The following is a 24,694-nucleotide window of genomic DNA, read 5'->3' as shown; positions in this document are numbered from 1 at the left end:
GTAAACAGTCTGTTAAGACATTGTTATTTTTGCGATTTAATATTTTTAGGGAAGTTTTTGTTTAAGTTAGTTTACGCTCTCTTAAATGAAAAGTGTTAGCTTCTTTCACCTTTTTTATGTCCAGTAGCTAATATCATTTCAGGAGATAAGTCTGTTATTTTTGTTCTTAACTCTTCTGTCATATGTATATCTAATGAAGCCAAAGCAGGTTTTAACTGTTCTAAATTGCGAGCCCCAATTAAAGGAGCGGTTATTGCTTTGTGCGCTTTTACCCAAGCAATAGCAAGGCTAACTGGATTTAAATTGTTTTGATTGGCAAAATCAACATAACTATCAACTGTCTTATAGGTAATTTCATCATTATATCGTTTTTGATACATCGAGCTTTCAGCAAAACGACCTTCTTTTTTACCTGTTTTATATTTTCCAGTAAGTAGCCCTCCACCAAGTGGACTATAAGAGGCTACTCCTAAGCCTTCACTTAAAGCCATTGGTAATAATTCTGATTCGCACTGACGTTTTACTAAATTATACATGGGTTGAATAACAGAGATAGGAGTGTAGTTGTTTTGTTGTGTAACAGCAATGGCTTTCATTACTTGCCAAGCAGCAAAGTTACTCAGACCTAAATATCTTACTTTTCCTTGTTTTACAAAATTATCAAATGTAGCTAAGGTTTCTTCTAAAGGTGTGTTTTCATCAAAAGCATGTGCATAATAAACATCAATATAATCTGTATTTAAGCGTTTCAAGCTATCGTCTAAAGCTTTTATTAAGTGGCCTCTTCCTAAGCCTTTGTCGTTTACACTTTCTCCTGTAGGAAAATAGGCTTTTGTAGCAATAATTACTTCATCACGATGTTCATGTATTAGTTTTCCTAAAATTTTTTCAGAAGTTCCATTGTTGTATATGTTAGCTGTATCAAAAAAGTTAATTCCTTTATCTTTTGCTGCTTGATATATGGCTTTTGAAGTTGATTCATCTGCTTCTCCACCAAAGGTCATTGTTCCTAAGCATAATGTTGAAACTTTTAATCCAGAGTTTCCTAAAGTTTTATATTCCATCTTCTAGTAGTTGTATTAGTGTATAATTGTGTTTAAGGTATTGGTAAAGTTGTTTAAAAAAAGGTTTTGAGAGCTTTTACTTGCACGTTGTAGTGATAAGAAAGGGTTTAAATCTTCTAGTTCAACAAGTAAAAGTGATCCATTTTTAAGTCGGCAAGCATCTACCCGAGTAATACCTTGAGATAGGGTATTCCATTCAATAAATTTGTTTGCAAACTCAAGGTCTTTTGAAGTTACGGCTATTTCTTCTAATTCCCATCGTTTTGATTTATCAGGTGCATACAAAGCGTATTGAAATTCCTGATTGATATAATAAAATGATATTTCGTATTCAAAATTTACAAAAGGTTGTATAATTTTATTTTCAAGGTTTGTTCTTTCTAGTTCATTTTTATTTAATACTTCCATACCAATGGAGTCCGCACCATTTTTAAGTTTTACTATATACTGTTCTGGGTTTCCTAATAATTTAAGGTCAGAAATGTTTTCTACAGTTGGTATTACAGGAAAATCAAGTTGGGTTAACTCCATTAAATAGTCTTTACCAACCATATCTGCTTTTCCATCAAAAGAGTTAAAAGTATGGATGTTTTGTTTTTTAACTTCTGAAACAAATTTTCTATAGTAATTTTCATAGCCCAAAACTGCTCCTGTATTTCTATAAACTATCAAGTCTGCTATATGTAGGTTTTCAATAGCTTGTTGTGGGTGACCAATAATTATATTAAAATGTTTTTTTAGTTTTGAAATAATAAACAGGTCTTCTTCGTAATAATTTCTTCCGTTAGCTTTGTAAAATAAATCGGTTATATATAAGATACGTTTCATAGTTGCGTTTTGAATTACATTTTTATTGTTGTTCTAAAAACAGGTACAGCACTACCTTTTATTTGTATTTTAGTAGGGATGTTTTTTGTTGTTTCTACTCGAACAAAAATATTTCCTGGACGTTGCATTTTTTCGCCTTGCCTACCTGTGAACTCAAAAACACTTCCGTTAAAATCAATTATTTTATTTTGAACCAAGTAACCACCTAAAGATCCATTTGCGTTTCCAGTAACAGGATCTTCTTGTATTCCAATGGCAGGAGCAAACATTCGTCCGTTTGTTAAAGCATTTTCACTGTCTGGGTTTAGTGTAAATACAAAATAACCATTGCAGTTTATTTGTTTGCTTAGCGTTTTTAGGGCGTCCATATTTGGAACTAGTTGATTGAGTTTTTCATTACTTTTAATACCAATCATTACTTTAGAATGACCAGTTGAAGCAATTTGAACAGGACATCTTTTATCTCTGTCAGAGTTTTGTAACCCCAAAGCATTTAGTAGTTTTTTAGTTGTAGTTGCATCAAACTCTGGACTTAATTCAAACTTACCTTGTGTCATGATAATTTGATAATTGGAGTTGTTTTTTACAACTTCAATAGGTAAAATACCAATACTGGTTTTCATGTTTAAAACACAAGAGTTTAATTGTTCTTCTAACGCTTTTACATAAATAGCAGCTATGGTTGCATGCCCACAAATAGGAACTTCGGTTGTGGGAGTAAAATATCGAATGATTCCATCATAATCTTTCGAGTTTGAAGAGAAGATAAATGCGGTTTCAGAATTATTAAGTTCTCTAGCTATTAGTTGCATTTCTGTATCTGATAATCCGTCGGCATTTACCACAACTCCAGCAGGGTTTCCTTTAAACTTTTCTGTAGTAAAAACGTCTATTTGATATGTGATGTATGATTTCATTGGAAGAGTTTTGGTTATTTATAATACAATGCTAATTTTTCCTATGTGTTGTGCCTTTTTTAAGTAAGCAAAAGCTTCTAAAGTATCATCAAAAGCAAATGTTTTATCAATTACAGGATGAATTTCGTGCAATTGAAAAGCACGTAACATATTGTTATACATTTCTGTTGATCCTGTTTCAATACCTTGTATTCTTGCTGCTTTCATCATAATAGTTCCTGTGTCGATTACTCCACTAGTGCCATCAATAACACCTACCATACTTACTGTACCTTCACTTTTTACACATTGTAAAGATTGGTTAATATGTGAGCCTCCTACAACATCTATAACTTGATCAACTCCTTTGTTATTGGTTAGTTTTAGTACTTCTTTAATCCAGTTTTCAGTTGTTTTATAGTTGATGGTATGGTGCGCTCCTAATGCTGTTGCTTTTTGTAGTTTTTCATCACTACTTGAGGTTATAATAACTCGGTAACCAGCTAATTTTGCAAATTGTAATGCAAATAAAGAAACACCTCCTGTGCCTATGAGGAGTATAGTACCGCCTAATTTTAGGTTAGATTGTTCTACTACAGCATTCCAAGCTGTAAGTGCTGCTACTGGTAATGTTGCTGCTTCTTTAAAGGATAAATAGCTAGGGAATTTATGAAGAGCGTTTTCAGGTAAGGCTACATACTCAGCCATAATACCGTCTCTATCTGATCCTCCTAAAGAGTCTTTTAGTTTATCAGCATTTAATTTTCCTGTTTCCCAATTGGGCAAAATTAAAGAGGTAACATTATCACCTTCTTTAAAATTAGTTACTTTATTACCTACTTTTATAATCTTTCCAGCTGCGTCAGAACCAGGAATTCTATTTTCGGTTGGTTTCCATTTTCCTGAACCTTCAGTAACAAGAATATCTCGATAGTTTAATGAGATAGCTTTTATTTTTACTAATACTTCATTAGGTTTTATTTCAGGAATTTCTGTAGTTGTAGCCTGTAATTTTCCGTTAGAGATTTTGAATAATTTCATCTGTTTTCTGTTTTTGTGCTCACCGTAAACGATGTTTTAAATGTGCTTTTGTGATCGATAGACGGGAAGGGTAGAAAAAAGACGCAAAAAAATTATTCTAGAAAATCAATAATTTTACCGTTGGCATCAGTTACAACATTAGGACAGTCTAAAATATCTTCTTTTAATAGGTTTTTGGCGCGTTGTACTCTTGATTTGGCTCCTGAATAAGATATATTTTTGTCGTGGGCAAGTTGTAATTGTGAATAATCTTTAAAAGAAGTAAGTAATATAGCTTCTTTATATTTTTCTGAAAGACTACTTATTTTACCATTGATACAGGTAGAAAGTTTGGTATAGGTATTATCTTCTTTAGCCTCTTCAGGAAATTCTATATCAATATGATCTTCTTTAAGGGTTTGTTTTTTTCTGAAGTAGTCCAAAACCACATTTCTACATATTTGATATACCCATGATGTTAGTTTAGAGGTGTCTTTAAGTGTATCTATTTTTGTAAGGGCTTTAATAAAAACTTCTTGTAAAATATCTTTTGAATCTTCTTCGTTTTTTACTCTACTTAAAATGAAACGATAAAGTTCTTGGTGAAGGTCATCCCAAAGTATTTTTATGTCTTTGTTCATTTTAGTTGTTTTAAGGTTACAGAAGTACACTCAAACTTACTACTTTTTTTACCAAGTTCAAAGCTGTAGATAGTTTATTAAGTAGTGAATAATAGAGGAGGAGAGTAGCAGTTAGAGTTGGTTTATCCTTTTCTAAGTTCAATTTCCATTGCTCTTTTATAAAAGTCAGCAAATTCTTTTTCGTTGTATTTAACTCTCATGGCCGCTAAAACATCTGGTAACCCCAAGCTAAACCAATCCCAAAGCATGGTGTCAAAATTGTATTTATATAGTTGTTTTCCTACTTCGTCTCTTATCTGAGCTATTTCAGTAGTTGAAATACCATGTTCATTCAGTAATTGGGTTATCTTAATGTTTTCTTCTGGAGTAATAGCAGTATCTAGGTATGGTTCTAATAACCAGTTCCAGTTTTTTGTTTCTTTAAAAGTAGTTATGCTGTTTCTCTTTGTAAACTCTTTAAGTGACTCGGTGTGCTCTCTTGAAATAAATATTACTTCATTATCAATTTTAATTAATGGAGGATAGGATTGATGGCAAATAGCAGTTATTTCACTAGCTTTAATCTTTTTATTAGGAAATACAAATGAAGGTTTAAAAGGGTATGCTAAAATTTCAACTTCAGTTTCTAAGATTCTAGCTTTACCAACCCCACAAATCATGTTGTCCATTTCATAGCTCGTAGCTCCAAAAAAGGTTCCTTTTTTACTAAATATTTTCTTTAAAAGATTCAGCATTTTTGATTGGTTTAGCTTTATTCATTTAAGTCATTGACTAACTTTCTAGAAATAACCGTGTCGTAAATTATTTTTAGCTTCGTTATTTTGCTTTCAGAATCAAGTTCAATAATATCAACAACATCGAATTCTACTTTTTCATTGTTTTTTAAAGTCCATTTATAGGTAAAGTAAAGAGCTAAATTATTTGAGTCATTCTGTTCAAAAATTCCTTTTAGGAAAAGTTCAGAGTTAGAGGTGTCATTATTTAATTCACGATAAAATTCGTCAGCTTTTTTAATTCCATAGATAGGAGACTCAACAATTCCGTTACTACTAAACAGATCAATTACCTTTTCTATATTTCCGTTTTCGAGATACTTTAGATATTTTTTTGCGATTTCACTTTTATTCATTGGTTCAAGATTTATTTAAAGTTACATACACAGTTGTTCTAAAGGTAAGGTTTCTATTTTTATATAGTATAATGTGACTTTTACAAACTAGGTAAGTATAACTACGAATATAAAAACAATCACTACGAAAACAAACTACTTTTTATACAGTACTACCTACAGTATACATTTGATACTTGTAATTATTAATAAAACTTTATATCAAACAAAGATGGAAGAACAAGTTGCGATTTTAAAAAATGAAGATTATTCTTTTAGAGAATTTAACGGAGGCATTGCAATTTTAAATTATATAGGAAAGTCAACGAGTGTTGTGATACCTGACTATATAAACAATAAACCTGTAACGTATATACTAAGGGAAGCTTTTGATGATAAAGGGCTCAAAGCAGTAACCTTACCAAAATTTTTAGAGTATATAGATGAAGACGCTTTTTATAAGAATGAAATTAAAGAGTTGGTAATTCCTTCAAAAGTTACAGAAATTAGAGGAGGGGCTTTTGGAAGAAATAAAATTGAAAAACTTGTTATTGAAGCGCCAATTACGACGATTCATATGTTTTGCTTTGTGGGAAATGCGCTTACAAGTATAGATTTACCAGAATCAGTTACTACATTGTATAACGATTGTTTTGCTGAGAATGATTTTGAAGAACTTACAATTCCAGAACATATAACAACCTTAGGAAGTGATTCTTTTAAAGATAGCAAGAAGTTAAAAAAGGTAATCTTGCCTCAAAAATTAGAAGATAGTATTACAGGAGCCTTTAGAGGGGCAGATATTGAGAAAATCGATTTTGTGTTGTATTAGTATTAGTAAAACATATAAATATATTAAGATTATAGAATAAAAGAAAAAAACGAGCAGAAGCTCGCTTTTTTTTTACTTAATCATTGTAAAACATTGGCCGCTTCCTGAACAAGACCCAGCACATGTTCTTACACAATTATAATAATTTGGATTATTAAATGGTTGACAGTCATGTCCATCTGTAGAATAACAATCATCACCTTTTCCATTAATAGATAGTTGTTCTACTTTGTTTAGTACTGTACCTAAGTTTGAAATGTTTTTTAACATAATTTAAGTTGTTTTAAAATTTATCAAACTTATAAATAAATCAAAATTCAGAAACGAAAAAAACCGTAATAAAAGTAAGGTAAAACCTTATTTGTGATTGAGTAATGTTTTTCTTTTATAGTGGTTCTGTGTTATTTGATTCAAAAATGTTTTTGTTTTAATTAACTCAAAATTCAGTTGATTAGGGAGTTCTGAAAACAAAGAAGAACCGCCACCCAATAAAATAGGGATAGTTGTAAGTATCATTTCATCAATCAAATCTGCTTTCAAAAAATTATTGATCGTTGTTCCTCCATCAATATAAAGTCTATCGAATCCTTTTTCATGGATTTGATTTAAAAATTCTACCAAATCCCCTTTTATAAGGAAAACTTTTCCTTGAAGGGATTCAGGTATTTCATTTAATTTATTACTCAACACAAAGACAGGTTTGTTATAAGGCCAGTCAAAGTCAAATCGAAGAACAGTTTCAAATGTTTTTCGCCCCATAACAAGAGCATCAATTTCTTTATTAAATTCCATGTAACCCATATCATCATTATCGGGATTAGGAATGGAATGTAACCAATCAATTTCACCATTTTTGTCAGCGATATATCCGTCTAAACTTGTTGCAATAAATACACTATTTTTTTAATCATTATTTTTTAGTTCGTTTGTTAATATGAATGCCAAGGTTTTGGATAAACTATATTTCCATGCAATTTAAGTTTTGTTATAGGTAGTTTTTTTCTTTTGAATTTCATTGTTTATTGTTTTCGCAAACTCAAATTCATAGTTAGCTTCAAAAAATGATTTAAGTATCATTAAATATTCTACTTCAGTTATATTTTTTTCTTTAACCTCAAAGTGGTCTGAATAGGCCTGAATTTGACCAATAGGAATTAAAACATTCTCAATTTCTCTATCATAATCATCTAAATCTGATTCATAAGTGATACCGCACATACTGTCAGTATTTCCATATCCGTGCCTAGATATAGCAAATTCAACTAGGCTCTTTAAGTTTTCCCAATGTGCTATCGCATTTAATGCTAATTGAAATTCAATTAGTTCAGGCGAAACATTATAAGTAATAAATTCTTCTCCATTACTTAAATGTTTTGTATGTCTTGATACTTTAATTGTCATTTTTATAACCTACAAATGTGTTGCGGTTAGTTATTTAGCACTTTAATTATTTTTCTTAAGGCTTTTTTAGCCTCTTTCATTACTGGTAGGAAAGGCCAAATATGTGGCATATTCTTTCCTTCGATTATTTCAAGATTAACTTTAGCTTCAGTAAACTTTTTGATTGCTAATTTTTGATCTGGATAAGTAATATCATTTTCAGCAAGAAATAGAATTGTTTGAGGAAAATTTTTAAAACTTCCATATAATGGCGAAATCATTGCATTTTTCAAGTCGTTATTTTCAGCACACATTTTTTTAGCACTTAATACTCCATTTTTAGAAAGCATTGGGTCAATATGATCTACTTTTTCAATTTCAATATTAGACATACTTGCATCCATAACAGGTGACACAAGGATTATTTTATTGGGTAATTCAATATTCCTTTTTATCAAACGTTGGATTAAACTTGTTACTAAAGTTCCTCCTGCAGAATCTCCAATAAAAGAAATTTTATTTGACGGATAGCTTTCTAAAGCTGTTTTGTATATAAGGTCTATGTTCTCTGATATTTTTGTTATTTTATTTTTAGGTGCTTTAGGATAATTGCACATCCAAATCTTATAATTTGTTTGTTTAGCTATCTCTTTTAAAGTATCCCAATGATGTTGTGCTGGACCAGAAATAAAGGCACCTCCATGAATAAATATTAAGAGATTGTCGAATTTTTTATTTACTCCTATTTCAGTAATTAAGGAATCTGAAACCTTAAAACTACGTAATTGATTTTGTTTAAAGAATTTGCCTTTTGGATAATGGACATCTTCTTTTCTAATTTTTTTAAAGTCAATTGGAACTTTACTAAAACTTTTTTTCACTCCTTTTAGCTTAATAACTAGTAAAGTAATATAGTATGTTAAACTTTGTTTCATTTATTTCTTTTTTTAATTAATCATAACAACCTTATTATATAGCCGTTATTTATATATAGGTTAATATGTATATTTTTTCAATTAAGCACTGACGTTAACATTTTTGAGTAGATTCACCTAATCCTGATATGAATGAAGTAGAGTGGTAGTGGAATCTAAAGTAATTGTGGTTATATATTATTACAGCGAATTTTTTTATATCCATTGAGCTTGAATTCCTATATTGTTCAACTCATCAATAACATTATCTTTTGCATAACATAATACAGCTTTTTTCAAGTTAGGAAATTGTTTTGCATCTTTTGTGGTTTCTATATCCCAGTAATTTTCCCAACCTTCTCCAAATGCCAAAAGTTGCATATAAATATCTCCATCGTTTTGATTGATCTCAGTTATTCTTGATGCATACTTTTTAGGAATTTGTATATCTTTAAAGTATTGAGTTACTTCAGGAATAGGAGCGTAACCTTCTTTTTTTATATCAATTTTTCTTTTCTCGTACCATTCTACAAACTCATATAAATCAAATTTAGGCTTTAAGAGTTCTTTATTGTACATCAATTCTTGAATAATAGATAGTTTAAAACCAAAATCACTGAATTCAATTAGTTCTTCGTTTAATTTCTTAAAGGTGTATTTATCTTTCGTTAGTTTTGGTTTAACAAAACCTTTGCCAAAAACCTGATTGTATGAAATGCTAATTAGGCAAGGACTTTTTTTACCTGTGTATGTAAAGTGTTTAACTTCATATTTTCGCATTGTGATATTTTCAAAACGTTTTTTATTAATCTCAACATCATCTACAATTATCTTACCTATAAAAAAAGGTTTTTGCTCAGTTTTGGATTTAGATTCCATTGGGTTATAAGCTGTATGTAGCGACAGGTGATTTGTTCGACCATTTTTATGCGGATTTGTACTTATGCCTAAATGTTTCCAGTAAATTTCATTTCCATTAGTTCCTGATGGTTTTCCAAGGTATTCTTCAAGCTCATTTGCATTTATAGGGAAATCAATAACTTTTTCATTGATAAAAAGCTTATCACTATCAATTTTAATTGTTAAGTGGAAAGACTTGTTTTTTTGTTTAAAAAAGGTTATCATTTTCTATTGTGTACTCAAATTGACTATGAATGTTAACGTTATTAAGAAGTTAGAAGAAACAACTATTTATTATCAATGTTCGTAGTCAGTTTTTAATTCTCGTTAAACTTTAATTTTTTATTTTTCATGTCATTTATCCAATTATATGGGAAAATTCCATGATCATTTTTAATTATGTTTTTCATAATAATCTTTACTCGATTTTGAATTTCTACTGGTAATTCGTAAAACTTTTTGTCTACTTGTGTGTTTCTTTCATAATCAAGTACTCCATTCTGGTGTCTTATCGCTTTTTTATTGTTCTTGTAATAGGTCAATATTTTTATTCTTCCATCACCTGTTTCATTTATTCCAAAAGTTCCATAAATAATTATTGGGTCAGCAATACCATCTTTATTATAATCGTCTATTTGAAAGTATTTTGTCCAATGAGAAATTGAATATTCATATGAATTTGGAAGTATAAAATCTTTAAAAGTCCATTTTAAAATAAAAGCTTCATTTTTAAATGAAAAACAATAAGCTCTTATTGAGTCATGGCATTCTCTCTTTTCTTTACAATTAACCTTATTTTGAGTCATTACAATAAAGTGCTTTCCTTCTTTATCATTGTATTCGTAAACTCTGTAAATAGAATATTCAATTTGCAGTTTACTTTTTAAGCTATCAGTAAAAACAGAGTCAACTTCTTGTTGACTTAATTGCTTACTAGAAACAATTGAGTTTTGTCCAAAGATTAAATTAGTTGAGAAAAAAAATGCAATTATAATTAATGTTTTTTTCATAGTTTTTTAAGGTTGCTGAACGATTTTGTTTATGAGTAGTTACGTTGTTAAGAAATAGACTAGAATAAGCAACTATTTATTATCAGTACTTATTTTGTCAATATCCAGGTTATTAGGTCTTTTTTGTCTACAATAGCCCAACTGTGAGGATGTCGTTCACCATTAGCTCTATATCCTTTGTTTGTTGTTGGTATATATTTAACATTATTAAAACCTTTAGTTTTTAGACTCTCATATAATTTTTTGATATAGAAAGCATTCATTTGCTCATTATCGCCCACTCTATTCTTTTTCCACCATAAAGTATCAGGTTCTGTGTAAAGTCTAATCTTAGTGTTTTTTAGTTTCTTTATATTGGAAATATTGTCTGTACTAGAGGTAAATACCGCTTTTTCCTCGTATTTTTTAATATGGTCTTTAGGATTACCAAAATTATCACCTAATGTTTCTAATAGCCAAGTGCTTTCTAGAATTGCGGGTTCTGAAAAGTTTCGTTCTATATTTTTTTCTAAAGATTCATATAAAGCAGCTAAGTCTATAGGAGAATCCACAATAAATACTCCTTTTGGGTCAATATAGAACTGTTTCATCCCAACAATATAATTGCTTATTAAAAGACTAACAACTCCACCGCTTGAAAAGCCTCCAATAAAGATATTATCAGTTGGCAATTGGTTTTCTGTAATTATAGTTTGTAAACTTTTGGCGAGTTGTTGTTTTTCGTTTTCTTCAAGCCATAATTTCTGATTAAGGTTAGAAAGTATAACTGCAATATTATTTTTTCTAGCAATATCAAGAATTTTAAACTCTCTTTTAATGTCTTTAGCAACTTCTGGATAACCTCCAAACAAAATTAAAACTGCCTTAACTTCTTTAGTTGGTTTATAAAGTTCGTAATCTTCTTTTATAATCTCAGTAAACTCAAACTTTTCAAGAGTTACTTGTTGTTTCTTTTGTTTACTCTGTTTACAGGAAACAACTGTAATAAAAGTTAGAATTAAAATTATTGTAAGCTTTTTCATTTGTATTCAATGTTTTGCTACGACTTAATTTCTTTTAGTTCAAATTCCGTTTCGTTTTTCCATTTCACTTTATATACTCCTCCATCTTCAGTTGTTTTAAACCAAATGATAGCAAGCAATCATTTATAACAGTAGTTTAGCTAAAAAGGGAAGAGTAAAAAAGTAGCTTTAATAGCGGTGTGTAATAAGTTATTAAAACAAGCTTTAGCAATAGTAAAAAGTGGTTTGCCTTATGATGCAAATTATAAAAATACTTTGGTTTAAAAAAGTATAAAAATTACTTGTTTTTTACCTCAGCTCTTTGTTAGCTGTAGTTTTTATTCAAATCTAATTCCATTTCTAATTGTTCAAGGTTATTTTCAAGTCCTATTTTTTTGAAAAAATCGTTTACCCCTTTAGAGCTTTTGTCTACATTAATGATTGAAAAATAATTTCCATATGTTTCTTTTAATTTTAAAAATAGAGTAGAGGCTATTCTTTCCTTTCTGAAATTTTTACTCACAGCAATTTGTTGTACTCTTCTGTTAGCTGGATTATGAACAATATAACCAACTAACTTATCTTCAATATACGCTCCTAGTGAAATATTGTTATGATTTGATTTACCTATAGCCTTCCTTGAATTTTGCCAAGTAGGATAAATATCCCAAAATGATTCCATTAATTTCCAGTTATATCTTTCTAGTTTCTTGATCTTTAAGTAGTTATTTGTTTTTAAGGGTTCAATTTCTCCTTTGTAACAAAATAGTTCTCTTCTCATTTTAAATCCAGATTTTTTATAAGATTTAATAGCTTGAGTATTCTTAGTAATTACTTCAAGTATTAGTTTATTTATTCTTTTTTCAATTAGAATTGGTAAAATGAAAAGATACATTTGCTTTGTTAGTCCGAAACCTCTTTTTTCAGGAATAACTCCTGTCCCTCCATTATACACTATTTTTTCATTATTAATTATATCAAATCCGTGTAAAATGAATGCAATCAGTTTTTTCTTTTCAAAAACTCCAACTGATAGGTTAAGGTCAGTTTTATCAGCTAACATTTTTGAAATTAATTGTTTTTTTGTTAGTTTTAATGGAACGAAATAGTCAGAAAATGAGTCGTTAAAAGCATTCAAGATTACTTTATTGTCGACTCCAACTAAGGTTTTGATTTCCATTTTGGGTTTTCTTTAATTACAGTTAACTAGTTTATATATAATAAAATTACCAATACACACCTTGCAAAGTAAAATAAATGGAATATATAGCAATTTCATTAACACTCTCAAATATAAAAAAAGTAAGATAAAAAAGTGCAACTTTTTTATCGGGTCGACACCCCAAGCCTAAGGGGAATGATGCTCACTGCCTAAGGGGAGCAACTTCAAACAAGTAAAAAGGTAAAATATTCGTATTGTGTAGAAAAATGTTTGTTAGGTGCTGTGGTGTATAAAGAAACCATTTTAAAAAACAAATACACCCCAAAAGAGAGGTGTATTAAAGTGTAAAGTTTTATAAATAGTTAATAACTTAACAGCTAGCTTGTTTCTGCTTGTGCTGTTGTGGTTTTAGCCTTTGCAATTGACTGTAAGGTGCGTAATGTAATTACTATTGTTGTAAAACACTTTTATTAGTAGTCAAATTTGGCTAAAGTTCCGTCCATTTTGTACCAAAAATTAAAGTCTGTCCCACCATCTTTTGGAGATATTGTTATGAAATATTTCATACTACTAAAATCTCCATTATTAGGTGCTTTTATAATAATATTCTCAACTCTAACCTCATTTATTCCTTTTTCTTCAATTATTTTATTTTTTGATTCTTCAACTATTTTTCCCATAATATCAAAATCAATAATTTTATTCACTTGAAACATAAAATCCTCTGCTTTTGCACCAGATGAAAGTTCTAAAGTAACATCTGAAATTTGATTCCAATTTCCATTAGAATAATCCCATTCTGTCATCTTTAACGACGATGGTTCATCTGTTTGTGAAACTCCTACAGTAGAGCCATAGTCATTGTTAGAAATACCTATCTGCGTATAATAAGCATTTTTTCCAAATTTTGAAATTAATTCTTTTTTAAGTTCTACTAGAGATGTTGTGTCTTCATAACTCTGTTTTCCATTGTTACAAGATAATAATAGTAATAATAAAGGGATGTAAATTAAATTTTTCATAATGATTTTTTATTTGTCTTGAATTTCTAATAAATGATTTTCTACTTCTTGAGCAATTTTATTCTGTCCTCCAGAAATTATGGCACCTACAATAACTGCTAACAAACCTCTTTGCGTCATGTTATTTATAAAATTGCTGGGAGGAACTGGATTAATCACTATTTTATTAGATTCTAAAAGATTAATTTTAGCTCCAGCTGTTGCACTTTTTTTTACAAGAATACATTTTTTTTTAGTAGTTATTATTAGCTCTCCATCGGTTGCCCATTGGTCTTGTACGATAGAAACTTCTAGTTGTGTTTTAGTTTTAAGAAACTCATTAATTTTTTCTAAAGAGTTGTAATTGTTTGTTAATTTAATATTCATATGTTCGTTTTTAATGTTTTACAATGATCCCGTCTATGAGTAATTACGCTGGTTAGCACTTAAGTTAATTGGTACACACCAAACTGAAAACCTGCAAGGATTTTCAGAAGTAAATGAAACAAGCTATTACTTATAGTCATAATTGTGTGTTCGTTATTTTTTTACAATAATTTATTCAAATATAGGATTCTGTTTTTCAGTTCATTTTTTTTCGTTTGATAAAGATTTTTAAATTAGAAACATTAAATTATGTTGATTACCTCCCATATTTTTTAGAAAACAAGAAAGATCCAATATAACAAAACACACATTACAAAAATAGAAATCAATAAAATAACTATATAAATAAAGATAGAAAATATTGATATAGTGATAAGTTTTCCGTCTTGGTAGGCAATAGTTGCTTTTTCACCAATTATTGGTTCTCCTAATACTCCTTCATTACCTTCTTCTCGAAAGATATTACCTCTACTGTCTGTCAATTCAAAAATAGGGTATTGTACTCTTATTCTTTTTCCAACTCTATGTTCTGTAATATGTGTAATAGTACTTGTTACTTTTGCCTCATATTTTGGAGAAATAATAATAAAATACAAAGCAAAAAAGCAAGAATAAATTATTCCAAGTAAAGCGTTTCCGAAAAGGCCTAGTATAAGTGCTTTATAAATTGAGATTATAAAACCTTTTTGTTCGTCTGTTTTTTTTACGCTTTTAAAAATAAAAACAATCAAAATTACCAAAATTATATAAATTATATACTCTACGAATTGTGGTATTGATAGTAATTTAAAGCTGCGAAATGAAGTTAGTTTTTCCATTTTTTTATTATAACTTTCTAAAAGTATATTAAATTTTAACACTAAAACCTGTATTAATTATAGCCAATGCTTTAGGTAGTTTTTACGTCTAGAATTTCCACCATTTTTTACTCTTTTCTTTAATGTTTTTGTCTGACGTCTTTTTCTTCAATTCAATCTCATTTCTAACCTTTTCCTCTTTCTTTTCTATTTTAACAAACTCTTCTTTTATATACTTTACTGTAGAACTCGATGTATTTGGGTTGTTTATAATGTGATCTAAAAGGTCTTCCATTTTTTCATTTCCTACATAAGTAATATTAGAATTAAAAAGTGCGTTTAGGTTCATAATCGTTATATCAGAAGTTTTCCTTTTTAAAGAATTTACATATTCTTGTTCAAAACCATCCATGTCTTCTAGTGAATACATGATATTCCAAAATACATTAGGCTCACTTACCTCACTGAATCTTTCTAATACCTTAAATAAGGTAACTATAACTTTATTTGATGTATTTGTTTTTAAGAACTTATCATAAAATTCATTAAAAAGATTTTCCAAAGGAGTAAAATCATCATTTTCTGGTCTAAAATTTTCTATTTTGTCTAAAAGTTCTTTTTCAGTATAATTATCCATCTTTTTCATTTTTCTGATTATTTGATTTAATAGCGGGATGTAATAAATTATTAAAACAAGCTTTTGCTATTGTAAAAAGTGGTTTATAGTGTGATACAAACTATAAAAGTACTTCGATATAAAATTTGTAAAACTTACTTGTTTTTCACCTCAGTTCGTTACAGCTGTTGTATGGATTCAGAAAGTACCATTCTCCTGAATATGAGTGTTTTTTCAAAACGGGAATATATTTTTTATTTATAATATAAAAGGTTTCATTTACTATACTAGGTTTTCCATATTCATTGTATGAGTAAACAATTAATCTATCATTTAATATCCAAGTATATGTATGGCCTTTATAGATTAAAAGATCACAGATTTGAGGTTTTTCATACTTATTGGTTAGGGTTTTTAATAATTTGTTGAAGTCTGCTGCGGGGATTTTATAATTACTAGCTAAAAGTGCCATAAATTCATTTTTGTTAACATCACTTTTAATAATGTCAATCATATTAAAATTTTTATCCTCATAATATGCATAAGGAGGATTTTTTAAGAGGCCAATCATTCTGTACCAAGTACCCACAATAGAATCATCATATTCAATATCTTGTATATAATACGTTTGCTTAATCTCTTCAATGTATTTTGAATAAAACTCTTCTACATTAAAATTTAAATCAAAATTTTCCAAATCGATAATATTTTTATCTCGGTCAGGACGATTTTGACAAGAAAAGCAGAGTGTGATTAAACTTAAAATTATATATTTTTTCATGTTAATTAGTTGCGCTCTAGGTGTATGGCGTGTGAGGCACAGCCTCATGAGGAGCCATAATTGTGCTTCATTCGTTATACATTTTGTTGTTTATAGTTTCGTGTGTAGTTCACGAAGAAGGCTAAAGATACACAATATAGTTGTTAGAGGAGCAATTAACCTAGAGCGTTGGTAATAATTAGTAGAAAAGGAGTGTTTGTTAAAACACGGTTTCTACGTGCCGCAGGCAATTATTACCAACGGTTAGTGTATGAAACGTAGTGCGTAAAAAGAGGCTAGTTTTCGGTTTAACCCTGAGCCGAATTTTTACATTTTGTTTTAATTTTATCTTTCAAGGGCAATTTTTTTTAACTGACAATCTTCGTGAAAAAACAATAATCTTTAGTACTTATTAGCTATGTTTTATACACACTGTTAAGTATAGTAATTTTGTTATTTTAGTTTGTGTTTTTATGCTCCATTTCAATAGATGTGATAATTGGTTGGTTAAAATCTTCATAGAATAAAAATGTTTTTTTATTTAAAAGAACAATAGTAGAGGAGATGTATCGTTTTTTGTACATACCAGAAGTTCCTGAACCAATACTTTTAGAAAGCTTATTTACTTGGGTAAATTTCCAATCACCTATATAAGTAGTATTTAAACTATCTTTTTTAAGATAACTACTAAAAGTGCCGTTTGGATAATATTTTTCAAACCTTCTATTTTCTCCAGTGTAAGTATTTTTAAAACTACCACCAAGTATACCCTTAAGAAATGTACCGTATATATTTGTTTCTATATTGTATTCTATTTCGACTCCTTTAATCCCTAAAAAGCCAAAATTTATTTCTCTTTTGCTTTTTTTATACTTTCTTCAGTTTTGTCAGAAATTCTTATTAAGAGTGCCATTTCTTTTTCTGTCCATTCTTTTGAGCACAGTAACTTTGTCTGTTCTATTAATTTTTCTTTTTCCTTTTTAATCTCAAGTTTTTGTGTATGATTTTTTTTAGCTTTAAGAATTAATTCTTGATAAGTGTTATCGTCTAAATAAATATTTTTTTTTCACATTCTGTTATATAATTCTTCAGTATTTTAAAATCAGTTTCAATAATTAGATTTGAAAGCTCTTTTAAATTTTCCTCACTAGAGGATTTATCGTATTTTTTTTCAAAGTAATTTTTTTCACAAGACGATAGTATTGTAATGGTTAAAATGAAAATCAATATTTTCATAATATTTTTAAACCTTCTGTGTCGGTTATTAACAGCTATACTGTTTTGTAACATAGTTTTTTAGTTTGTAGGGAGTTCATAAATATATGAACATCTTGTCCTTAATATAGTAAGTATATGTAAGTTTTTAGCAATTTTATTAATACTCCCAAAGATAAAAAAATAAGATGATAAAGTGTAACTTTTTTATCGGGTCGACACTCCCTCCGTAAGGGGAGTAACTTCAAACAAGTAAAAAGGTAAAATATTCGTATTGTGTAGAAAAATGTTTGTTAGGTGCTGTGGTGTATAAAGAAGTCATTTAAAAAAATAAGTACACCCCAAAGAGAGGTGTATTAAAGTGTAAAGTTTTATAAACAGTTAACTTAACAGCTTACAAAAGCACAGTTGTTCTTGTTTGTTTCAATTTGTACCGTAAGTGAGAATTGTGTAATTGTTTTTATACTAAAGGCTCAGCTTTAAAACCTTTACTTTTTACAATAGCAATTACTTCATCCGCAGTAATTCCTTTAGAACTTACGGTAAGAATTTTATCATCAAAATTAGTATCTACATTCCAATGACAAACACCTTCAGCATTGTCTAAATCAGTTTGTACTTTTGATACACATCCTCCGCAGTTAAGGTTTGTTTTGAATTTTAACTCTTTATTACTTTCCATTATATTAAAAATTTATTTGTTATTGAATACTGCAAATTTCAGCACAACAGGGGTGTTTGTTGTTGTACAATTTTAAGATTGATTTGTGAGATTTACAGATTTACTCATTAAGTGAGATTTAAAATGTTCCAACACTTGCAAGTGCCGAAACACTTGTTATTTTTTCCATTTTAAACGTAAGCTATTGCTAACCACACTAACACTACTCATAGCCATAGCTGCACCAGCAATCATAGGGTTTAGTAAGAAACCATTAAATGGGTATAAAATACCCGCTGCAATAGGAATACCAATAAGGTTATAAATAAATGCCCAAAACAGGTTTTGTTTAATGGTAGCTACCGTTTGTTTTGAAAGTTTTATGGCTTGTGGTATTTTACTTAGGTCAGATGATATAATGGTCATTTTAGCAACATCCATTGCAATATCACTACCTTTTCCCATGGCAATACTTACATCGGCAGTAGCTAGGGCAGTACTGTCGTTAATACCATCACCTACCATGGCAACAGTTTTTCCTTGTTGCTGTAACTCTTTTACAAAATCAGCTTTGTGTTGTGGTAATACTTCAGTTTTGTAATGTTGAATACCTGTTTCTTCAGCGATTGATTTTGCGGTAGCTTCGTTGTCACCCGTAAGCATGTATAATTCAATATCCATAGCTTGTAGCTCCTTAATAGCTTGTACTGAGGTCTCTTTTATTTTGTCTGAAATAGCAAGTACAGAAAGTGCTTCTTTACTATTAGCAAACCAAATAACTGTTTTAGCCTGTTTGCTCCATTCGTCCACCTGTTTTAAAAGTTCGTCTGCTATGGTAATCTTGTTTTCAGCCAATAACTTTTTATTACCCACAAAAAAGGTTTCCTCATTATAATCTGCCTTAGCACCCTTACCTGTAATACTGTCGAAATTTGTTAGTGGGGTAGTGGCAGTATCTCCTAAAAACTTTACAACAGCTTCTGCTAATGGATGTTCAGATTTTTTCTCAATACTTAAAAGAATGTTCTTAGCAGTATCATTATTCTGTAACCAAGATATACCAGTTACCTCTGGTTTTCCTTCGGTAATAGTTCCTGTTTTGTCTAAAATAATAGCATTTACTTTTTTAGCAGATTCAAGGCTTTCAGCATCTTTAATTAAAATACCGTTTTCGGCACCTTTACCCACGCCCACCATAATAGCGGTAGGAGTAGCAAGACCTAAAGCACAAGGACATGCAATAACCAGTACCGTAATACCAGCTAATAACCCTTGAACAACTCCATTATCTCCACCTAAAACAAACCATATAATAAATGTAATAACAGCAATACTCATAACTACAGGTACGAAAATACTGGCGATTTTATCAACTAATTTTTGTACAGGAGCCTTACTACCTTGTGCATCTTGCACCATTTTAATAATCTGAGCAAGCATGGTTTCTTTTCCAACTTTAACAGCTTTAAATTGAAAACTTCCTTTCTGATTAATGGTTCCTGCAAATACTTTTTCATTTTCTTCTTTTAGTACTGGAACAGGTTCACCACTTAACATGCTTTCATCTACATACGAGCTTCCTGTAGTAACCATACCATCTACCGCAATTTTTTCTCCTGGTTTTACAAGAATAGTATCATCTACGTTCACTTCTTCGATAGCAGTTTGCTTTTCCGTTCTGTCAGGTTGTATCACAATAACGGTTTTAGGTTGTAAACCCATCAATTTTTTAATGGCAGATGAGGTGTTTCCTTTGGCTTTTTCTTCCAATAATTTTCCTAAAAGAATAAATGCAATAATAACTGAAGCAGCCTCAAAATATACATGTGCCTCTAATCCTCTCGATTCCCAAAACTTAGGAAATAACATGTTAAATACACTAAATATATAAGCAATACCCGTACTTAAGGCTACTAGGGTATCCATATTTGCAGAACGATGTTTGGCTTGCTTCCATGCATTGATAAAAAAGTCTTTTCCAAACCATAATAATACGGGAGTAGAGAAGGCCCACATTATAGGGTTTGCATAAGGCATACTCATAAAAAACATACCAATAATAACCACTGGTAACGAGAGTATTACCGACCAAATGGTTTTAGTTTTTAATTGGTTGAATTTCTTTTCGTGAATTGCTTCTAAGGTTTCTTGCTGTTTGGTTTCGTCTTCAATTAACAAATCATAACCCGCACCTTGTACTGCTTTTTGCAGTTTTGTAGCATTGGTCATATTAGGAAGGTATTCTACCGTTAAGTTTCCGCTAGCAAAATTTACTGAAGCATTTACTACGCCTGGTTCAAAGCTAACAATACTTTCAGCACTTCCTGCACAAGAGGCGCAAGTCATGCCCAATACTGGAAAAACTTTTTTAACAGTAGTAACACCGTACCCCAAATCTTTTATAGTAGTAACAGCATTAGCAAGAACTTCTTCGTTACTAACTGTAATAGCAGCTCTTTGGTTGTTTAGTTCTACTTTGTGGGTTTCAATTCCCTCAACATGTGCTAGCCCTTTTTCAACGATTAAAGCACAGTGTTCACTTTCCACACCTTCTAGAGGTAGGTAAATGATTTCTTTATTGTTATTTGTTGCCATTTTTTTACTGTATTAATTGTACAATACAAAGTTGGCATTAAGTTAAAGAAAATTTATTGTGGAATTTTGTAATTGATTTATAAGATTTACACCTCGTCTAACGGTGTGCGTTTGTCTTTACAGATTTTTTTGAAGTGACTCGGGGTTAATCCTGTTACTTTTTTAAACTGATTGCTTAAGTACGCTACGCTTGAATAGTGTAAACGGAAAGCAATTTCACTCAACGATAATTCATCGTAAACCAATAGCTCTTTTACTTTTTCTATTTTTTGAGCAATAAAATACTTTTCTATAGTAGTGCCTTCTACTTCAGAAAAAAGGTTAGATAGGTAGTTGTAATCGTGATGTAGTTCGTTGCTTAATAATTCAGATAAATTGATTTTTGTTTCACTGTCTTGATGGTGTACTAAATTGATGATTAGGTTTTTAATCTTTTCAATAATGCGACTTTTTTTATCGTCAATAATCTCAAAGCCTAAGCTAAGTAAGGTTTTGTTTAAATGTTCTCTTTCTTCGGAAGTAAGCTCTTTTTCAAGTGTAACTTCACCTAATTTAATGTTTTTTACACTCACACCTAATTTGTCTAATTCATTTTGAATTACCATAATACAGCGATTGCAAACCATGTTTTTAATAGTGAGTGTCATAGTGTTTTTAGCATAGTTATTAGGTTTACAAAGATAGGAATAAGGAATGTTTTTATTTAAGATTATACCATCGACTTATTGCAATAAGTTGCTTTTTCAAAATCTCTAATATTGATTGAAATAATAGGAACTTGAGGAAACATTAACTTCAATTCAGTAATAATTCTTTCAGAAAGATTCTTTTTTTGAGAGGCAGAACGTCCTTCCATAATATTTGCAAAAATGTGAATAAAATCATCATTAGTATTTCCTGTCAAATAATACTCAAAAGGGTTAATTCTTACTTTTATATCTCTTTTTTCAAACAGATCAGTTGATTCTGCTGTGTCATATACTTTCTGAATAATTTCTGCTGGTGTTTTGGTTTTTATAATGTTTTTTGAACAATCAATTACGAAATGTGGCATAAGTTATGTTTATCTAGTTTATAAGAAGGTGTGAGTAGTTTGTTTTTATTCTTAAAGGTTATGGTGTAATAAAAATCCCAAGCGTTTTGCTCGGGATTTTTGTTTTATTGGTCTTCGTCTATTTCGGTACGAGTCTCTTTTGGTTTTTCACCTTTTTCTATTTTTATAATGAGTTTTTTATCTTTCTCATCTAAGTCCATGAAGATGGTATCACCTTCATCAAGTTTTGAATTTACAATTTCTTCAGCTAATGCATCTTCAATGTATTTCTGAATGGCTCTTTTTAATGGACGAGCACCATATTGTTTATCAAAACCTTTATCGGCAATATAATCTTTGGCTTTTTCGCTTAAGTTTAGTTTGTAACCTAAATCATCAATACGTCTTAGTAATTTGTCTAATTCAATATCAATAATCTTATGGATGTCTTCACGCTCTAATGAATTAAATATTACAACATCGTCAATACGGTTTAAGAATTCAGGAGCGAACGATTTCTTTAAAGCACCTTCAATAATACTTTTAGCGTGTGCATCTTCTTGCTCTTTTTTAGAAGCAGTTCCGAAACCAACACCACCACCAAAATCTTTCAGTTTACGAACTCCAATATTTGAAGTCATAATAATAATGGTGTTTCTAAAATCTATTTTACGACCTAAACTATCTGTTATATGTCCGTCATCTAATACTTGTAACAGCATGTTAAACACATCAGGGTGCGCTTTTTCAATCTCATCTAATAAGATTACAGAGTAAGGCTTACGACGTACTTTTTCTGTTAATTGTCCACCTTCTTCATAACCAACATATCCTGGAGGTGCTCCAATTAAACGAGAAATGGCAAATTTCTCCATGTATTCACTCATATCAATTCTAATTAAAGAATCGTCAGAGTCAAACAACTCACGTGCTAGTACTTTAGCTAACTGTGTTTTACCAACACCAGTTGAACCTAAGAAGATAAAAGACCCAATTGGTTTGTTAGGATCTTTTAATCCAACACGGTTACGCTGTATAGCTTTAACAACTTTGGTAACAGCTTCATCTTGACCAATTACTTTACCTTTTATTAATTGAGGTAATTCTGCTAAACGACTACTTTCTGCTTCAGCAACACGATTTACAGGAATTCCTGTCATCATTGATACTACTTCAGCTACATTGTCTTCAGTAACTGTTTCTCTATGTAGTTTAGAATCTTCTTCCCATTGTTGTTGTGCAGATTCTAAAGCTGTTTCTATATTTTTTTCATCATCACGAAGCTTTGCAGCTTCTTCATACTTTTGTCCGCTTACCGCTTTGGTTTTACGTCCTCTAATTTCTTCTAATTTAGCTTCTAATTCTAAAATTTGTTGAGGAACAACAATATTTGTAATATGAATTCTTGATCCCGCTTCATCTAAGGCGTCAATAGCTTTGTCTGGTAAAAAACGATCAGTCATATAACGATTAGTTAATTTTACACAGGCATTAATAGCTTCATCAGTAAAAGTTACATGATGATGTGATTCGTATTTGCCTTTAATATTGTGTAAAATTTGAATGGTTTCTTCAACCGTGGTAGGGTCTACAATTATCTTTTGAAAACGACGCTCTAATGCACCGTCTTTTTCAATATTAGTTCTGTATTCATCCAGAGTTGTGGCACCAATACATTGAATTTCTCCTCTAGCTAAAGCAGGCTTTAACATATTGGAAGCATCTAAAGAACCTGTAGCGCCACCAGCACCAACAATTGTGTGAATTTCATCAATGAAAAGAATAATATCATCATTCTTTTCAAGTTCATTCATTAACGCTTTCATACGCTCTTCAAACTGACCTCTGTATTTTGTACCAGCAACTAAACTAGCTAGGTCTAAAGAAACAATACGTTTGTCAAATAAAATTCGAGATACTTTTCTGTCAATAATACGTAAAGCTAATCCTTCAGCAATGGCAGATTTACCAACACCTGGTTCACCAATAAGCATTGGATTGTTCTTTTTTCGTCTACTTAAAATTTGAGAAACACGCTCAATTTCTTTCAAACGTCCTACAACAGGGTCTAGTTTTCCTGCTATTGCTAAAGCTGTTAAATCACGTCCGAAGTTATCTAAAACAGGAGTTTTAGATTTTTTAACTTGCTTTCCTTTTTGAGACTGTTGCCCGTAAGGATTTGACTTTTCGTCAGCAAATTCATCATCAGACGGTGTTTCACCTATTGGTGAAATAAAAGTATCATCATCTACATGTAGTTCTTTGTACAAGTTTTTGGCCTGTTCATAATCTACATCATACTTTTGAAGTAGCTTTGTGGTAGGGTCGTTCTCGTTACGCAAAATACACAGCAATAAGTGTGCGGTGTCTATTGAGTTACTTTGGTATAATTTAGCTTCTAAAAACGTTGTTTTTATAGCTTTTTCTGCTTGTCTGGTAAGATGTAAACTCTTCTTTTGAGGGCTTGCTATAGATGGAGTTGTAGGATTTAACTTTTCTAGTTTATTGCGCACTAAATCTAAATCAACATCAAAAGTTGTTAATATTTCAATGGCTTTTCCATCCCCTTTCCTAATCAAACCTAACAAAAGATGTTCAGTTCCAATAAAGTCATGTCCTAGTCGTAAGGCTTCCTCTTTACTGAAAGTAATCACATCTCTAACCTGTGGTGAAAAATTATCGTCCATAAATTTATTTTCTGTCTCTGTAAAGTTAGTAAGTTTTTTTCTTAAAAATTACAAAAAAGGTGCCAATAGTTTTTTACTGACATTCTGACGAGCAAAATAAGGTGTTTTAATGTTTAATAACCTTACAAAATTGTTAATAAATAACCATAAAACAGTTTGTATATTTTTTGTGTAAAACTGAGGGTT

At 30.3% G+C, this 24,694-nt stretch carries 26 protein-coding genes and 1 pseudogene; 2 read left to right on the top strand and 25 right to left on the bottom strand.

Going from position 1 to position 24,694, the window contains the following annotated elements; all coding sequences use genetic code 11:
• Positions 1 to 95 precede the first annotated feature (95 nt).
• The 7 genes from ACQYZ7_RS11980 to ACQYZ7_RS11950 form a co-directional block, all read right to left on the bottom strand.
• A complete protein-coding gene (locus ACQYZ7_RS11980) occupies positions 96 to 1,064 on the bottom strand; it encodes an aldo/keto reductase (RefSeq protein WP_430729978.1) in 969 nt (322 codons plus the stop codon).
• 15 nt (positions 1,065 to 1,079) lie between these two features.
• Positions 1,080 to 1,892, bottom strand: a complete 813-nt coding sequence (locus ACQYZ7_RS11975) for a hypothetical protein (RefSeq protein ID WP_430729977.1) — start codon at positions 1,890 to 1,892, stop codon at positions 1,080 to 1,082.
• A gap of 14 nt (positions 1,893 to 1,906) precedes the next feature.
• Complete coding sequence (locus ACQYZ7_RS11970) at positions 1,907 to 2,809, bottom strand: PhzF family isomerase (protein ID WP_430729976.1); 903 nt, start codon at positions 2,807 to 2,809, stop codon at positions 1,907 to 1,909.
• A gap of 18 nt (positions 2,810 to 2,827) precedes the next feature.
• Entirely contained in the window at positions 2,828 to 3,829 is a 1,002-nt protein-coding gene (locus ACQYZ7_RS11965; protein ID WP_430729975.1) for a zinc-dependent alcohol dehydrogenase family protein, read from the bottom strand.
• A 92-nt stretch (positions 3,830 to 3,921) separates the two neighbouring features.
• Positions 3,922 to 4,449 carry a sigma-70 family RNA polymerase sigma factor gene (locus ACQYZ7_RS11960; protein WP_430729974.1) on the bottom strand — a complete coding sequence of 176 codons (528 nt, stop codon included), beginning with the start codon at positions 4,447 to 4,449 and terminating at the stop codon, positions 3,922 to 3,924.
• Between the two features lie 122 nt (positions 4,450 to 4,571).
• Positions 4,572 to 5,183 (bottom strand): DUF7079 family protein, encoded by a 612-nt coding sequence (locus tag ACQYZ7_RS11955; RefSeq protein WP_430729973.1) that lies wholly within the window; start codon positions 5,181 to 5,183, stop codon positions 4,572 to 4,574.
• A 17-nt stretch (positions 5,184 to 5,200) separates the two neighbouring features.
• Entirely contained in the window at positions 5,201 to 5,578 is a 378-nt protein-coding gene (locus ACQYZ7_RS11950) for a nuclear transport factor 2 family protein (protein ID WP_430729972.1), read from the bottom strand.
• Positions 5,579 to 5,789: 211 nt separating this feature from the next.
• On the opposite strand from ACQYZ7_RS11950, the gene ACQYZ7_RS11945 reads away from it, so the two are divergent.
• Positions 5,790 to 6,389, top strand: a complete 600-nt coding sequence (locus ACQYZ7_RS11945) for a leucine-rich repeat domain-containing protein (protein WP_430729971.1) — start codon at positions 5,790 to 5,792, stop codon at positions 6,387 to 6,389.
• 72 nt (positions 6,390 to 6,461) lie between these two features.
• Here ACQYZ7_RS11945 and ACQYZ7_RS11940 read toward each other — a convergent pair whose 3' ends face one another.
• From ACQYZ7_RS11940 to ACQYZ7_RS11910, 7 genes are all read right to left on the bottom strand, one after another.
• Positions 6,462 to 6,659 (bottom strand): hypothetical protein, encoded by a 198-nt coding sequence (locus tag ACQYZ7_RS11940; protein WP_430729970.1) that lies wholly within the window; start codon positions 6,657 to 6,659, stop codon positions 6,462 to 6,464.
• Between the two features lie 87 nt (positions 6,660 to 6,746).
• Entirely contained in the window at positions 6,747 to 7,277 is a 531-nt protein-coding gene (locus ACQYZ7_RS11935; RefSeq protein ID WP_430730215.1) for a dihydrofolate reductase family protein, read from the bottom strand.
• An 87-nt stretch (positions 7,278 to 7,364) separates the two neighbouring features.
• Positions 7,365 to 7,790 carry a hypothetical protein gene (locus tag ACQYZ7_RS11930; RefSeq protein ID WP_430729969.1) on the bottom strand — a complete coding sequence of 142 codons (426 nt, stop codon included), beginning with the start codon at positions 7,788 to 7,790 and terminating at the stop codon, positions 7,365 to 7,367.
• Between the two features lie 26 nt (positions 7,791 to 7,816).
• Positions 7,817 to 8,704: an alpha/beta hydrolase fold domain-containing protein gene (locus ACQYZ7_RS11925; protein WP_430729968.1), complete on the bottom strand. Its 888-nt coding sequence runs from the start codon at positions 8,702 to 8,704 to the stop codon at positions 7,817 to 7,819.
• A gap of 195 nt (positions 8,705 to 8,899) precedes the next feature.
• The gene (locus ACQYZ7_RS11920) at positions 8,900 to 9,808 is read right to left on the bottom strand and encodes a DUF6892 domain-containing protein (RefSeq protein ID WP_430729967.1); all 909 of its coding nucleotides are present in this window, start codon (positions 9,806 to 9,808) and stop codon (positions 8,900 to 8,902) included.
• A 92-nt stretch (positions 9,809 to 9,900) separates the two neighbouring features.
• Positions 9,901 to 10,593, bottom strand: a complete 693-nt coding sequence (locus tag ACQYZ7_RS11915; protein WP_430729966.1) for a M949_RS01915 family surface polysaccharide biosynthesis protein — start codon at positions 10,591 to 10,593, stop codon at positions 9,901 to 9,903.
• 89 nt (positions 10,594 to 10,682) lie between these two features.
• Positions 10,683 to 11,615 carry a hypothetical protein gene (locus ACQYZ7_RS11910; RefSeq protein ID WP_430729965.1) on the bottom strand — a complete coding sequence of 311 codons (933 nt, stop codon included), beginning with the start codon at positions 11,613 to 11,615 and terminating at the stop codon, positions 10,683 to 10,685.
• Between the two features lie 144 nt (positions 11,616 to 11,759).
• On the opposite strand from ACQYZ7_RS11910, the pseudogene ACQYZ7_RS11905 reads away from it, so the two are divergent.
• Positions 11,760 to 11,879 (top strand): annotated as a pseudogene (locus tag ACQYZ7_RS11905) (IS110 family transposase); the annotation flags it as partial.
• Between the two features lie 40 nt (positions 11,880 to 11,919).
• Here the strand turns inward: ACQYZ7_RS11905 and ACQYZ7_RS11900 are convergent.
• From ACQYZ7_RS11900 to ACQYZ7_RS11850, 11 genes are all read right to left on the bottom strand, one after another.
• On the bottom strand, positions 11,920 to 12,774 hold the full coding sequence (locus ACQYZ7_RS11900) for a GNAT family N-acetyltransferase (RefSeq protein WP_430729964.1): 855 nt from the start codon (positions 12,772 to 12,774) through the stop codon (positions 11,920 to 11,922).
• Between the two features lie 452 nt (positions 12,775 to 13,226).
• Entirely contained in the window at positions 13,227 to 13,778 is a 552-nt protein-coding gene (locus ACQYZ7_RS11895; protein ID WP_430729963.1) for a hypothetical protein, read from the bottom strand.
• Positions 13,779 to 13,787: 9 nt separating this feature from the next.
• Positions 13,788 to 14,144: a hypothetical protein gene (locus tag ACQYZ7_RS11890; protein ID WP_430729962.1), complete on the bottom strand. Its 357-nt coding sequence runs from the start codon at positions 14,142 to 14,144 to the stop codon at positions 13,788 to 13,790.
• 272 nt (positions 14,145 to 14,416) lie between these two features.
• A complete protein-coding gene (locus ACQYZ7_RS11885; RefSeq protein WP_430729961.1) occupies positions 14,417 to 14,962 on the bottom strand; it encodes a hypothetical protein in 546 nt (181 codons plus the stop codon).
• 88 nt (positions 14,963 to 15,050) lie between these two features.
• The gene (locus ACQYZ7_RS11880; protein WP_430729960.1) at positions 15,051 to 15,587 is read right to left on the bottom strand and encodes a hypothetical protein; all 537 of its coding nucleotides are present in this window, start codon (positions 15,585 to 15,587) and stop codon (positions 15,051 to 15,053) included.
• Between the two features lie 136 nt (positions 15,588 to 15,723).
• Positions 15,724 to 16,338 (bottom strand): hypothetical protein, encoded by a 615-nt coding sequence (locus tag ACQYZ7_RS11875; RefSeq protein ID WP_430729959.1) that lies wholly within the window; start codon positions 16,336 to 16,338, stop codon positions 15,724 to 15,726.
• Positions 16,339 to 17,992: 1,654 nt separating this feature from the next.
• Entirely contained in the window at positions 17,993 to 18,214 is a 222-nt protein-coding gene (locus ACQYZ7_RS11870) for a heavy-metal-associated domain-containing protein (RefSeq protein WP_430729958.1), read from the bottom strand.
• 156 nt (positions 18,215 to 18,370) lie between these two features.
• Positions 18,371 to 20,788 carry a heavy metal translocating P-type ATPase gene (locus ACQYZ7_RS11865; RefSeq protein WP_430729957.1) on the bottom strand — a complete coding sequence of 806 codons (2,418 nt, stop codon included), beginning with the start codon at positions 20,786 to 20,788 and terminating at the stop codon, positions 18,371 to 18,373.
• An 86-nt stretch (positions 20,789 to 20,874) separates the two neighbouring features.
• Positions 20,875 to 21,435: a helix-turn-helix domain-containing protein gene (locus ACQYZ7_RS11860; protein WP_430729956.1), complete on the bottom strand. Its 561-nt coding sequence runs from the start codon at positions 21,433 to 21,435 to the stop codon at positions 20,875 to 20,877.
• 62 nt (positions 21,436 to 21,497) lie between these two features.
• Positions 21,498 to 21,842, bottom strand: a complete 345-nt coding sequence (locus ACQYZ7_RS11855; RefSeq protein WP_430729955.1) for a 5-carboxymethyl-2-hydroxymuconate Delta-isomerase — start codon at positions 21,840 to 21,842, stop codon at positions 21,498 to 21,500.
• A 104-nt stretch (positions 21,843 to 21,946) separates the two neighbouring features.
• Positions 21,947 to 24,508: an ATP-dependent Clp protease ATP-binding subunit gene (locus tag ACQYZ7_RS11850; protein ID WP_430729954.1), complete on the bottom strand. Its 2,562-nt coding sequence runs from the start codon at positions 24,506 to 24,508 to the stop codon at positions 21,947 to 21,949.
• Positions 24,509 to 24,694: the final 186 nt, after the last annotated feature.

Origin of the sequence: Tenacibaculum sp. SDUM215027 (genome assembly GCF_050566205.1) — a bacterium.
Taxonomy (GTDB): domain Bacteria; phylum Bacteroidota; class Bacteroidia; order Flavobacteriales; family Flavobacteriaceae; genus Polaribacter.
This window is presented reverse-complemented; position numbering and strand designations above follow the sequence as displayed.